Genomic DNA, 12,684 nt, shown 5'->3' on the forward strand with positions numbered 1-12,684 from the left:
CTCTGCGCGCCTTGATCGTTAGATAACGCCGTCGCCGCCGTCTGAACACCATACCTGCCCGGAGGTGTATGAACACTCATCCGAGGCCAGGGTTACATACAGCGGTGCGATCTCTACAGGCTGACCCGGGCGTCCCAGCGGGGTACTCTCGCCAAAATGTTTCACTTTTTCCTGTGGCTGCCCACCGCTGGGCTGAAGCACGGTCCAGTACGGTCCGGGCGCTACCGCGTTCACGCGTATCCCCTTCGGCCCCAGCTGTTTCGCCAGCGCTTTGGTAAACACCGCGAGACAGGCTTTGGTCTGCGCATAGTCAAGCAGTACGGCGCTTGGTTTTACCGCCTGTACGGAGGAGGTGTTAATGATGGAAGCGGGGGCTTTCATGTGGCGCAGCGCCGCCTTTGTGATCCAGAAAGGCGCATAGACGTTAGTCTTAAAGGTCGCGTCAAAATCTTCCGTAGTCAGTTCTTCCAGCGACTCACGGTACTGCTGGCGGCCAGCGTTATTCACCAGGATATCCAGCCCGCCCAGTTTCCCGACGGCCTGTTCCACCAGGTTCTGACAGAAGGTTTCGTCCCGCACATCGCCTGGAAGCGCGACGGCATTCCGTCCTTCCGCTTTAATCAGGGCGATCACTTCCGCTGCGTCCTCTTCCTCTTCCGGCAAATAGTTAATGGCGACATCTGCCCCTTCACGGGCATAGGCAATGGCGACCGCGCGACCGATGCCGGAGTCGCCCCCGGTAATCAGCGCCTTCTTACCGGCAAGACGGCCATGCCCTTTGTAACTTTTCTCGCCGTGGTCGGGTACGGGTTCCATTTCAGACGCCAGGCCCGGTGGCGTCTGGGGCTGCTCCGGGAAAGGAGGCGTTGGGTAAGCGTTCGTACGTTGTTCATTATCACTCATAGCTAACTCCTTGTTAGGGGTGAGATTTGATGGATAGGTACAGCGTTAACGCTTCGCTGAATTATTTTTGCAAGTGGCTGACCCGCACTACAGGGGGGGATGTCTTTTTATCGAGCGAGCCGCTAATACTGATCATGTTGTCAGGTTCCACGGTTCTGTCGTCAAATACCGCTTTCGGGATAATAACTTCGATTTTCCCGGTTTTATCCTGGAATACGTATTTATCGCCGTTGCCATCAATAAGATTGCCGCGCAGTGAAATAGAGGCACCATCATGCATCTCTTTCGCCTGAGTAATGGTCATAATGCGCGCATCATCGGTACCACGATAACCGCTGTCCAGCGCATGTGGTGGTGGGGGCGCTTCACCCTTTTGTAACCCGCCGTTATTATCTGCCCATGCGGAAGGGATAATTAATATTAACAAGGCTGAAATCACTGATAATTTCATCTGTTATCCTTCATTTTGGATGTCTTGACTTATTAAGTATTGTTGCTATTCCTTTATGTGGCAAATGTGATAAGTCTTAAAAGCATTTGCACAGTAAAATCATAAATTTCGGCTATTAAGCGAAACGGTGACGACAGCCATGGAACCAAAAAATGAAAAAGTGCCTGGGATAAAAGAGAGTTATCGTTTACTGACGTTTGAGTACGCATTTCGCCAGGTGGGTTTTATTGTGCTGTTAGCTATTATCCTGGCGGCGATTGCCGGGCTGTTTTCCAGCGGCCTGGTGAGTGACGAGGAAAAAACAAACTCAGCAAACTCTCTGACGTTGAACTATGAGCGGTTCGGCCGCCGCCAGACCGAATCGCGGATGGCGCTGACATTCCCGGTGACGTCTGAGGGGAAATATACCCTCAGTCTGACCAGCGAAACCAGCGACACGTATGAGCCAGGCAGCGTCTGGCCACAGCCGGACAGCATGTACAGCCGGGGGAATACCCTGTTTCTCGTCTACGATCGTTTAAAACAGACCGATAAATTTACCGTTTTGTTATTCATCACGCCGTCAAAAGCAGGGAAGTGGACAAACAGCATCCGCGTAAACAACGAGCCGGATATTCGTTTCTGGCAGTTTATTTACCCCTAGGAGTCAAATATGGACATGGTTTTTCGTGCCCTGGCAATTTACCTGTTTCTGGTCATTGTGTTTAAAGTCGCCGGGCGGCGCGCCCTGCTGCAAATGACCAGCTTTGACCTTATTTTGCTCTTAATTATCAGTGAGGCGACACAGCAGGCGCTGTTAGGCGAAGATTTTTCCGTCACCGGAGCAATGATTACAATAACAACGCTGGTGGTGGTAGATATTATTTTTGGCCTGCTGAAAAAATATTTTTCCACGGTTGAGAATATTCTTGATGGTACGCCGGTGATATTGGTGGAGAACGGTGTTCCCCTTGCCGATAAGCTAAAAAAAGTCGATGTGTCCTGTGATGATATATTGGTATCAGCCCGCCAGAACCACGGCATTACAGAATTGAAAGAGATTAAATACGCTATTCTTGAGCGTAATGGTCATATTTCTATTATTCCTGACGAAAATTAAGGGGCCACGGTATGAGCAATCTTATTCACGATAACAACAGCACCATCAGTGAACTGACGAAAAAGCTCGCCACTCAGCTCACGGACAGAGGTTTACGGTTAACCACCGCAGAGTCCTGTACCGGCGGTAATCTGGCGGTTGCGCTTTGTGCCGAAGAGAACACGGCGGAATTTTATGACGTTGGCATGGTGGTATTCAGCGATGCGGCGAAGGAGAGGATCCTCGGCGTGCTTCACGAAACCATTGAGCGCTTCACCGCCGTCAGTGAACAAACGGTAACCGAAATGGCCGCTAAAATTTGCGAAATTGCCGAGGCGGATATCGGTGTTGCCATCAGCGGTTATGCGGGGCCGGAAGGCGGAGACGATGGCACGGCTGCCGGTACGGTCTGCTTTGGCTGGAATATACGCGGAAAGACGGTCACCCGCACCGTGCTGTTTTCCGGTGAATGTCAGGATGTGGTGGATAAAGCGGTGCGTTATTCCCTGTCTGAACTGATCGAAATCCTCTCCGGCTGGGATAACGTCTGAAACAAGGAGAAAGGCTATGGCTGTTATCGTGATTACCGGCGGTACGGCGGGCGTGGGAAAAGCCACGGCGCTGCATTTTGCCAAAGCAGGCTACGATGTGGGCATCATTGCCCGCGATGAGCAGAGCCTGCGCTCCACAGAAGAGGAACTGCGCCGTTTCGGGATCAACGCCTGTGCCGTTCAGGCCGACGTGGCGGACAGCAAGGCGGTGACGGATGCTGCTAACGAGATTGAATATCGGCTGGGAGCCATCGATGTATGGGTGAATAACGCCATGGGCGGGATGCTGGCGCCGTTTCGCACCATGTCCCCTGAGGAGTTTCGCCGCGTCACCGAGGTGACCTATCTGGGCTATGTTAACGGCACCCGCGCCGCGCTGGAGTTAATGACCCCACGCGATCGCGGGACGATTATTCAGGTTGGCTCCGCGCTGGCCTACCGCTCCATTCCCTTGCAGTCTGCCTACTGCGGGGCGAAAGCTGCGATCCGCGGATTTACCGATGCCGTGCGCACCGAGCTGATGCATGAAAACAGCCGGGTGCAGATCGCAATGGTACAGATGCCGGGCCTCAACACGCCGCAGTTCGAGTGGGCGAGGAATAAATTTGCCTGGGCAATGCGCCCGGTTCCCCCAGTCTTTCAGCCGGAAGTGGCTGCCAGCGCCATTTTTAAGGTGGCGCAAAAACCGGTGCGGGAACTGTGGGTGGGCAGCAGCACTGTCCAGTCGATTGTCGGGCAGTTTCTTTTCCCCGGCTTTCTGGACCGGCTGATGGTCAAAAAAGCCTGGGAAGGGCAGATGACCGATACGCTAAATGCGGATGACCGTCAGGACTATCTGGACCAGCCGGTTAATGACCTGCATAAAATCCACGGGCACTTCACCAACGAAGCAAAAGCGCGCGCCACCAGCGTCACCTCCGGCATGCCGGGGAAAGTGTTGATCGGCTCCCTTGCCGTCACGGGCGCGATCGTGGTCCGTCTCCTGCTCGCGCGGAGACGATAATCAGCGCAGTGCGGTACGATCGGTCCAGAACCAGCGGTAGCCATAGCCGCTGAGGTTAAGCGCGACGGTTTTGCCGCACTCCAGCACGTCGCTGTAGTGTTTGTCCGCCAGGCAAGCAGTCCAGGTCGCATGTCGGATCCCTCTGGCGGTAAAATTAACGGGCTTATCGCTGAAGTTTACGAAGGTCAGAATGCTGCGCGTGTCAGTTTCGTAATAGATCCCCAGTACCGCATCGCTGTCGATATTAATAAGACGAAACGGCGCGATGCCGATTTCTGGAAACTCCGAGCGCGTGTTGGCGATGTCGATAATGCAGTGCAGAAGCGAGTTACGGTGCAGCAGCGAATCCGCCACGTTGATTTTTTGATAGCGGTACGGGCCGCGGTCAATCATCGGGGCGACATAGGTTTCCGGGTCGGCATCTGAGAAACCACCGCCTTGCGATCCGGCCCATTGCATTGGGGTGCGTACGGCGTAACGCTCCTCCAGCGCTAAATCATCCCCCATGCCAATCTCATCCCCGTAGCGCATAACCGGTACGCCCGGCAGCGAGAACAAGACCGCATGGCAAAAGGCCAGCCGCTTTCGATCGCCATTGAGCATCGGCGCCAGACGGCGGCGGATCCCGCGCTGATACACACTCATCTCTTCGTCAGGAGCAAAGGCATCGATGACGGTTTGTCTGTCTTTTTTACCTATCCCAGCCAGATCCAGTTCATCATGATTGCGTAGCCAGTTGGCGAAACAGCAGGAGTCCGGCGGCACAATCATCTTCTTCACCGCGTTGCGCAGCGGCCGAGCGCTCTTCTCTGCCAGGCTGACGTAAAAGTACTTATTGAGCCAGAAATTCAGCACCAGATTGAGCCGGTCGTTTTGACCGAAATAATCTTTGTAGGCCTCGACCTCCACGTCGACTTCGCCTAGCAGGATCGCATCCGGGTTACGCTGCTCGATAAGACGGCGCAGATGCTCAAGGATCCACAGCCCGCGTTTTTCATCCCCACGTCCGGCCTGTTTTGTCAGGTGCGATGCCGCATCCAGGCGAAAGCCCGACACCCCGAGCTTTAGCCAGAAGATGATGATGTTCTCCACCTCCTTCAGCACGGCGGGGCAGGCCAGGTTGAGATCCGGCTCGTGGTGATAAAACATATGCCGGTAGTATTGCCCCGCCTCGTCGTCCCATGTCCAGATGCTCTTCTCCACGCCGGGAAACATCGGCGGCGTATCGTCATCGTCCGTGTCGGACCACAGGTAATAGTCACGGTAGGGGGATTGCGGGTTGCGACGGGCCTGTTGAAACCAGGGATGCGCATCGGAAGTATGCTGGATCAGCAGCTCAATAATGACCTGCATCCCCAGCTCGCGCGCCAGTTCAATAAAAGCGATGATATCGTTGAGCTTGCCGAAGCGGGGATCGACCTGCAAATGGTCGCTCACGTCATACCCTTCATCGAGAAAAGGCGTGAGGTAAAACGGGGTGATCCAGATAACCGTCGCACCCATCCGGCGGATATAGCGCAGCTTCGCGGCGATTCCGGCGATGTCGCCACAGCCATCGCCGTTAAGATCGTAAAACAGGGCGGTATCAATCTGGTAAATAATGGCGCGTGTATGCCAGCCTGCCATAGCAATCCTTAATGATAACCTTCGGTATCAGACACTTTGCCCCGGAAGACGTAGTAGCTCCAGGCGGTATAAACCAGGATCACCGGGATGATCAACAGCGTGCCGATCAGCATAAACAGCTGGCTGGCAGGCGGCGCTGAGGCTTCCCACAGGGTGATATTCGGCGGAATAATGTGGGGCCACAGGCTGATGCCCAGCCCGCTAAAGCCGAGGAAGATCAGGCCCAGCGTTAACAGGAACGGGCGGGCATGGCTGTCGGGATTGCGCGTCAGCCGCCAGATCCACAGGCTGAACACGGCCACCAGAACCGGAACCGGCAGGAACCAGAAGAAGTTAGGCAGCGTAAACCAGCGCTCGGCGACAAACCGCCAGCCGAGCGGGGTCCAGATACTCACTACCGCAATGACGGCGATCAGCGCCAGCAGCACGTGGCGGGTCAGCTCACGCATCCGGTGTTGCAGCGCACCTTCGCTTTTCATGATCAGCCACGTGGTGGCCAGCAGGGTATAGGCGACAATTAAGCCCAGCCCGCAGAACAGGTTAAACGGGGTAAGCCAGTCCAGCGAGGAACCGACGAAGCGTCGCCCTTCCACGTCAAAGCCGTTGATCATCGCGCCAACCACGATCCCCTGGCTGAAGGTTGCGAGCAGAGAGCCGCCAGCAAAGGAGTAGTCCCAGAATTTGCGGTGTGAAGGGGTCGCCTTGAAGCGAAACTCAAACGCCACGCCGCGGAAAATCAGCCCGATCAGCATGGCCGTCAGCGGGATGGTCAGGGCATCGATAATAACCGCATAGGCCAGCGGGAACGCGCCGAACAACCCTGCACCGCCCAGAACCAGCCAGGTTTCATTTCCGTCCCAGACCGGGGCGACGCTGTTCACCATCACGTCGCGCTCTTTGGCATCGCCCACAAAGCTGAACAGCATGCCGATACCGAGATCGAAACCGTCCATGATGATGTACATCAGCGTGGCGAAGACAATAATGGCAAACCAGATGACCGGGATATCGACGCCCATCAGATCTTCTCCTCTTCCGGAACAGACTCGGCGGCGGACAGCGGACGGGCAGGGGTGCCCGAGGTAGTAGACGTTAGCGTGCCCACAGGCTGCGGCCCTTTCTTAATCAACCGGGCGAGATACACATAGCCCACGCCAAACACCGAACAGTAGACCACGATAAACGCCAGCAGGCTGATGCTCATCTGCAACGTGCTGTGCAGAGACACCGCATCTATCGTGCGCAGATAGCCGTAAACGACCCACGGCTGGCGGCCCACTTCGGTGGTGACCCATCCGGCGAGCAGCGCGAGCAGTCCGGCAGGCCCCATACAGAGGGCAAACCAGTGGAATGGCCGCGAGTGATAGAGTCGACGGCGATATCGCAGCCAGACGCTCAGTACGCCAAGGGTAATCATCATCAGCCCCATGCCGACCATAATGCGGAAGGACCAGAAGACGATGAGCGAGTTAGGGCGGTCCTCTTTCGGGAAATCTTTCAGCGCCGGAACCTGTTTATCCAGGCTGTGCGTCAGGATCAGGCTGCCGAGCGCGGGAATTTCAAGCCCGTATTTGGTGCGTTCCTCTTCCATATCCGGTACGCCAAACAGCAGCAGCGGGGTGGCTTCGCCGGGCGGGTTTTCCCAATGGCCTTCAATCGCGGCGATTTTGGCAGGCTGGTGCTCAAGCGTATTCAGGCCGTGCATATCCCCGACGACGGCCTGAATGGGTGCAACCAGCAGCGCCATCCACATGGCCATTGAGAACATTTTGCGAATCGCGGGCGTATCGTTACCGCGCAGCAGATGCCATGCCCCGGACGCGCCCACAAACAAGGCGCTGCACAGGAAGGCGGCGATGGACATATGGATCAGGCGGTAAGGGAAAGAGGGGTTAAAGATGATGGCAAGCCAGTCTTCGGGAATGACCTGGCCGTTCTGAATACTGAAGCCCTGCGGAGTATGCATCCAGCTGTTGGAGGCGAGGATCCAGAAGGTGGACATCAACGTGCCCAGCGCCACCATGCAGGTGGCAAAGAAGTGCAGGCCGGGGCCGACCTTGTTCCAGCCGAACAGCATCACGCCTAAGAAACCGGCTTCCAGGAAGAAGGCGGTCAGAACTTCATAAGTGAGAAGCGGGCCGGTAATGCTGCCCGCGAACTGAGAAAAGCCGCTCCAGTTAGTGCCAAACTGGTAAGCCATTACCAGCCCGGAAACCACGCCCATACCAAAGTTGACGGCGAAAATTTTCAGCCAGAAATGGTATAGCGAGCGCCAGACATCATTTTTGGTGCGAAGCCACATGCCTTCGAGCACCACCAGATAGCTCGCAAGCCCGATGGTGATCGCCGGGAAGAGAATATGAAAAGAGACGGTAAAGGCGAACTGTATCCTGGCAAGATGAAACGCATCAAGCTCGAACATGCTCCGTACCTCTGGAACTGATAGCGCACAAGGCATTGCCAGACAGCCTCAGGCTGCCTGGCAAAACCGGTTACGGTTTTTTCTTACCCGCGCCCAGCTCGGCACCGGTAAGCGGATCGGCATTAGGATCGGATTTCGTGCGTGCGCACATTGCTTTGACCAGCGTGGCCTGCTCTGTTGTGAGCGTTACGCTTGCGCCACCGTCACCGCCATCAACCGCTGGCTGAGGAGATTCCACGTAGTCGAAGTGCTTATCGCTGTTCCAGCTGCCGCGAACTTCTCCCCCCTCAGACATATTGTAGTACTTGTTGGTGTACTCTTCGATTGGCGGCAGTTTACCCGGTGGGAAATTGTTGCGGATCGACTGGAGCGCCTTCTCAAACGAGAGCTGGTGTGCTGCCTCACGCGTCATTAAAAACGCCAGCGCATCTTTAACACCCGGATCGTCCGTTACGTTAATCAGCCGTTCGTAGATGATTTTGGCGCGCGCCTCGGCCGCTATGTTAGAGCGCAGATCGGCGGTAGGCTCGCCAATGGTATCCACGTATGCCGCCGTCCACGGGACGCCTGCGGAGTTAGTAAGCGGCGTACCGCCGCCGTAAAGCAGGGAGGTGATATGACTGTCGTTGCCGTTCTCGGTCATGGACCGGTACAGCTCCGCTTCATTCTCAACGCCTTCCGCCAGTTCACCCTTGGCACCCTTGTTCAGCATACCCACCAGGGTGCCGATAATTTCCAGGTGACTTAACTCCTCGGTCGCGATATCCATCAGCATATCTTTACGACCGGGATCGTCGTCGCTCAATCCTTGCGTAAAGTAACGACATGCCGCGGCAAGTTCGCCCTGTGGCCCGCCAAACTGCTCAAGCAGGAGATTGGCCAGGCCCGGATTCGGTTCGGCAACGCGGACCGTGTATTGCAGCTGTTTTACGTGTCGAAACATACATTCTCCCTCTTTCGTTATTTTTTCGCTTCAACGCCGTCCGCGTCGGAGCGCAGCAGGAACTGTTCCGTCGTCTGTGGAATATGTTGAATCAACCAGTCAGCCATCTGGCGCTCTTCTTCCAGAATGGACTCAATGGCAGGAATGGAAGCGGTATCGCCCGCTTTTTGGGCCGCAGCCAGCAGAGAGGTGTAGCAGGCAATTTCAAACTGCTCAAAAACATAGCCGCTGATGGAGCCTTTAACAATTTCATCGGAAGGGAACATGCCGCCAATGGACTGGCCGAGCGCCGCCATTTTGCTCATGGAATCTTTTATGACCGAACGGGAAATATCATTGCGGTCGAGAATTTCTTCCAGCACGGTAATTTGGTGTTTAGTCTCATTAACGTGTTGTTCAATTCGTGCACGTAAGTCGGGATAATTATCAATACGGCTGGCCATTGATTCCAGCATTGATTCGGCTTGCTTTTCCATCGCATGGGCATCGCGTAGCCAATCATGGTAGTGTTCTACATGATTCATAATTAACTCCTGTGATTTATTTTCTGGTTAATTTTTGGTGCTGATGCTCATCAAATTATTATTTATCCTTTCTGGGCTTTTTGATTAATATTGCCGACAGCCAGATCGGTTAATTTGAGATCGGTCTCTTTTTCTTCTTCCAGTGTTTCGGCAAGAAGTTTAACGGCTTTTTTATAGCCTAATTGTTCGGCCAGGGTGGCCAGGGTGCCGTAGCTGGCAATTTCGTAGTGTTCGACTTTTTGTGCAGCGGCAATTAATGCAGCGTCACGCACTTCATTTTTCTCAGTGCTCTCAATAACTTCGTTTGCCTCTTCAATGAGGCCTTCCATCGCAACACATTTCATTCGCTTGAGCTTAATGCCGGATTCCTGCTCAATAATCTGATCGATACGTTCGATCTGTCCCTGCGTCTCTTCGAGGTGGGCCGTGAACGCGGCGCTCAGCTTCTCGCTGGAGGCGGCGCGGGCGAGTTTGCCTAGCGCACGGGTCAGCTGCTTCTCAGCGCTGTAGGTATCGGACAGAAGGTGAATAAACACATCTTCGACACTTTTCATATTCATATTTCTACGCTCCAGTAAAATAAAGTAAGGGTACTGCGAGCCGCCAGGCCCGCAGCATGCTCTTGGTATATTTATAAGAGCTTTAAATAAGATCAGGAGTTATCAGATTTACGGCCTCCGCCGTGACTGTTCTGTCCCCCTTTCTTACCCGCTTCAGATGCGCGTTGTGGGTCGTTTTTGAAATTACCACCGCTGTGCTGGCCACCTTTACGTCCAGCTTCTGATGCTTTATCACGGTCTTCAGCGAAATTACCGGAACCACCACGATGTTGCTCTGCCATATATCAACCCTCATGTTGCGTTTATGTCAGGAGATACGATAAGTAATTCGTATCATTTGTCGTTCAGGAATTAACATTAGTCGTTATGTGAGAAGAGTCAAATTTCTTGTCTCGGTTGTTTTGCGGTATTTGTGCAGGGAGCGATGAAATACCGCTTCGTTATGAATTTTAAAAATGGACGCTAAATCCATCGGTTAGGAGAAAATAAAGCAGGAAGTTAAGATTGCGCTTAGCTAATAATCCTAATGTGAACGTGGCGGGAATAATTACAAGAATTGACGCAGCGCAAAAATATATCTTCGCAACGGGTGGCTCTGTATTCGGAATAATCTTATGAGCGTGACAAAATAACGCGTTGAAAAGCGTGTGAACGAACCTCGTTTTTGACGTGGTAAGGCGGATCGGGTGAGGGTATGCTTCTTTTGTCACCACAATAATTACAGAGGCAATGTCATGGATCAGGAGCTACTGGATGCGGGCTACCGGGCCTATACCGGTGAGAAAATCGATGTTTACTTCAACACCGGGATCTGCAAACACTCAGGCAACTGCGTGCGCGGCAGCGCGGCGCTGTTCGACCTGAAGCGTAAACCGTGGATCGCCCCGGATGAAGTGGATACAGAAACGGTTATACGCGTAATTGATACCTGCCCGAGCGGTGCGCTGAAGTACCGTCAAAAATAAGCGAGGAACCATGGATATTCTTGAAGGCCATAACAAGTTTTACGTGAATGACGCCGAAGGCAATCAGGTCGCGGAGATCGTCTTTGTCCCGACCGGCGAGCATCTGAGCATCATCGAGCACACCGATGTGGATCCGAGCCTGAAAGGGCAGGGTGTGGGTAAACAGCTGGTGGCGAAGGTGGTAGAGAAGATGCGCGGGGAGAACCGTAAAATTATCCCGCTGTGTCCGTTTGCGAAGCATGAGTTTGATAATACGCGGGAGTATGACGATATTCGGGCGTAAAACAGATGCCCGGCATTGCGCCGGGCAGCACACTCAACCCACAAACATCACCGACACACACAGCACACCCACAATCAGCGTCAGCAGGTTACCGATGGAGCGGTACGGTTTTAACGACGGGATCAGGTACGTTGACAGCGTCGGCATGATGAACAGGATCATGGCGATAAGCGGACCGCTGATGGCGTAAATCATCGAGATGGCATTCGGGTTGATGCAGCAGACCGCAAAGGTAATCAGCGACACGCCAAGAATCGAAACCGCACGGTTAAAGGCGCGGCTTTTCTTCACCCCCACCTGATTCAGCGACGACTTCACAATCTCCGTCGCCCCTTCAATCACGCCAAAATAGGTGCCGAGGAACGATTTCGACATGGCAATAATCGCCACGATAATGCCGGAAATCCCCAGCCATGCCGGGGACGAAGGCATCATCGACAGCGCGGACAGGATCGTCACCCCTTCCTCTTTTGCCGCCACGATATAGGACGGTGGAATCGAAAGCAGGCAGCTGAACACAAAGAACAGCACGCTGAGGCAGATGATCAGGTATGCCACTTTCATGATTTTTTTGCATTTACCCATCGCCTCTTCACCGTATTTCTCGCGACGGTCTACGGCGAAGGTCGAGATGATCGGAGTATGGCTAAAAGCGAAAACCATCACCGGGATCGAAATCCACACCTGGTGCAGCGTATGCTGGTTGAAGGCCATCTGGCTGGTCAGCAGCGAGGGTTGCCAGCTACCCGTCAGATACAGCGAGACAAACAGGAAATAGGCGATCAGCGGAAAGACCAGGAATCCCATTACCTTAATGGTGATGTGCCGCCCCATCAGGAAGATCAGATTCAAAATCAACACCACGCCAAAGCTCACCAGCATCCGCATGCCGGTATCCACCGTCATCCGTTTCGCCAGTTGTTCAGTGAGTGAGTTGATTATCGCCACCGCGTAAATCAGGACCACCACAAAGAAGGCCACGAAATAGAGCGTGGTGATCAGGTTGCCGATCTTTTTGCCGTAGTAATGGGAAACGGCTCCGGTAATGCCTTCGTTGCCTTTCGTCTTTGACGACAGAATAAATTGCGCCAGCGCTTTATGCGGCCAGTAGGTTAGGGGATACGCCACAAGGGCGGTGATCAGCAGGACAATCGCGCCAGCAGAGCCGAGCTGAATGGGCAAGAACAGGGTTCCTGCGCCCACGGCAGTGCCGTAGAGGGCGAAACTCCAGAGAGTCTCTTCTTTTGACCAAATTTTCGACATTAGAGCAACGTATCAACTATAAAACGAACAAAAAGGAGTGCAATTTACCATAATTATGCGTTGAGGTCGCCGTTGCTTCGAAGGGGTTGGGCCGGAGCAGGTCTCCGGCCAG

At 54.0% G+C, this 12,684-nt stretch carries 16 protein-coding genes; 6 read left to right on the forward strand and 10 right to left on the reverse strand.

Annotated elements, in window-relative coordinates:
- Positions 1-18: 18 nt before the first annotated feature.
- Together BH712_RS22010 and BH712_RS22015 are read right to left on the reverse strand one after the other, a co-directional pair.
- A complete protein-coding gene (locus tag BH712_RS22010; RefSeq protein WP_006811857.1) occupies positions 19-903 on the reverse strand; it encodes an SDR family oxidoreductase in 885 nt (294 codons plus the stop codon).
- 61 nt (positions 904-964) lie between these two features.
- Positions 965-1,354: a YdeI family stress tolerance OB fold protein gene (locus BH712_RS22015; protein ID WP_006811856.1), complete on the reverse strand. Its 390-nt coding sequence runs from the start codon at positions 1,352-1,354 to the stop codon at positions 965-967.
- Between the two features lie 139 nt (positions 1,355-1,493).
- Here BH712_RS22015 and BH712_RS22020 point away from each other — a divergent pair, with 139 nt between their 5' ends.
- Genes BH712_RS22020 through BH712_RS22035 form a run of 4 tightly spaced genes read left to right on the forward strand, consistent with a single transcriptional unit; the run spans position 1,494 to position 3,986 of the window.
- A complete protein-coding gene (locus BH712_RS22020; protein WP_006811855.1) occupies positions 1,494-1,997 on the forward strand; it encodes a hypothetical protein in 504 nt (167 codons plus the stop codon).
- A 9-nt stretch (positions 1,998-2,006) separates the two neighbouring features.
- Positions 2,007-2,453: a DUF421 domain-containing protein gene (locus BH712_RS22025; RefSeq protein ID WP_006811854.1), complete on the forward strand. Its 447-nt coding sequence runs from the start codon at positions 2,007-2,009 to the stop codon at positions 2,451-2,453.
- A gap of 11 nt (positions 2,454-2,464) precedes the next feature.
- Positions 2,465-2,983 carry a 2-oxo-tetronate isomerase gene (locus tag BH712_RS22030; protein ID WP_006811853.1) on the forward strand — a complete coding sequence of 173 codons (519 nt, stop codon included), beginning with the start codon at positions 2,465-2,467 and terminating at the stop codon, positions 2,981-2,983.
- Positions 2,984-2,999: 16 nt separating this feature from the next.
- Positions 3,000-3,986 carry an SDR family oxidoreductase gene (locus BH712_RS22035; RefSeq protein WP_006811852.1) on the forward strand — a complete coding sequence of 329 codons (987 nt, stop codon included), beginning with the start codon at positions 3,000-3,002 and terminating at the stop codon, positions 3,984-3,986.
- Here the strand turns inward: BH712_RS22035 and BH712_RS22040 are convergent, their stop codons facing one another.
- The 7 genes from BH712_RS22040 to BH712_RS22070 all read right to left on the reverse strand — a co-directional run bounded on the left by BH712_RS22040 (position 3,987) and on the right by BH712_RS22070 (position 10,342).
- Positions 3,987-5,612, reverse strand: coding sequence for an alpha-amylase family protein (locus tag BH712_RS22040; RefSeq protein WP_006811851.1), 1,626 nt, complete (start codon positions 5,610-5,612; stop codon positions 3,987-3,989). It lies immediately after the preceding gene.
- A gap of 8 nt (positions 5,613-5,620) precedes the next feature.
- Positions 5,621-6,631, reverse strand: a complete 1,011-nt coding sequence (gene cydB / locus BH712_RS22045) for a cytochrome d ubiquinol oxidase subunit II (protein WP_006811850.1) — start codon at positions 6,629-6,631, stop codon at positions 5,621-5,623.
- Positions 6,631-8,034, reverse strand: coding sequence for a cytochrome ubiquinol oxidase subunit I (locus BH712_RS22050; protein WP_006811849.1), 1,404 nt, complete (start codon positions 8,032-8,034; stop codon positions 6,631-6,633). The genes cydB and BH712_RS22050 overlap by 1 nt, the downstream gene beginning before the upstream one ends.
- A gap of 70 nt (positions 8,035-8,104) precedes the next feature.
- Positions 8,105-8,977 carry a manganese catalase family protein gene (locus BH712_RS22055; RefSeq protein ID WP_006811848.1) on the reverse strand — a complete coding sequence of 291 codons (873 nt, stop codon included), beginning with the start codon at positions 8,975-8,977 and terminating at the stop codon, positions 8,105-8,107.
- 17 nt (positions 8,978-8,994) lie between these two features.
- Positions 8,995-9,501 (reverse strand): ferritin-like domain-containing protein, encoded by a 507-nt coding sequence (locus tag BH712_RS22060; RefSeq protein WP_001017015.1) that lies wholly within the window; start codon positions 9,499-9,501, stop codon positions 8,995-8,997.
- A gap of 62 nt (positions 9,502-9,563) precedes the next feature.
- Complete coding sequence (locus BH712_RS22065; protein WP_001056449.1) at positions 9,564-10,061, reverse strand: YciE/YciF ferroxidase family protein; 498 nt, start codon at positions 10,059-10,061, stop codon at positions 9,564-9,566.
- 92 nt (positions 10,062-10,153) lie between these two features.
- A complete protein-coding gene (locus BH712_RS22070; protein WP_000840442.1) occupies positions 10,154-10,342 on the reverse strand; it encodes a con-10 family general stress protein in 189 nt (62 codons plus the stop codon).
- A 453-nt stretch (positions 10,343-10,795) separates the two neighbouring features.
- On the opposite strand from BH712_RS22070, the gene yjdI reads away from it, so the two are divergent.
- Together yjdI and BH712_RS22080 are read left to right on the forward strand one after the other, a co-directional pair.
- Positions 10,796-11,026: a 4Fe-4S mono-cluster protein YjdI gene (yjdI, locus tag BH712_RS22075; protein WP_006811847.1), complete on the forward strand. Its 231-nt coding sequence runs from the start codon at positions 10,796-10,798 to the stop codon at positions 11,024-11,026.
- 10 nt (positions 11,027-11,036) lie between these two features.
- Entirely contained in the window at positions 11,037-11,309 is a 273-nt protein-coding gene (locus tag BH712_RS22080; protein ID WP_006811846.1) for a GNAT family N-acetyltransferase, read from the forward strand.
- 33 nt (positions 11,310-11,342) lie between these two features.
- Here the strand turns inward: BH712_RS22080 and BH712_RS22085 are convergent, their stop codons facing one another.
- Positions 11,343-12,572: an amino acid permease gene (locus BH712_RS22085; protein WP_006811845.1), complete on the reverse strand. Its 1,230-nt coding sequence runs from the start codon at positions 12,570-12,572 to the stop codon at positions 11,343-11,345.
- Between the last annotated feature and the right edge of the window lie 112 nt (positions 12,573-12,684).

This window comes from Enterobacter hormaechei ATCC 49162, from assembly GCF_001875655.1.
GTDB lineage: Bacteria > Pseudomonadota > Gammaproteobacteria > Enterobacterales > Enterobacteriaceae > Enterobacter > Enterobacter hormaechei.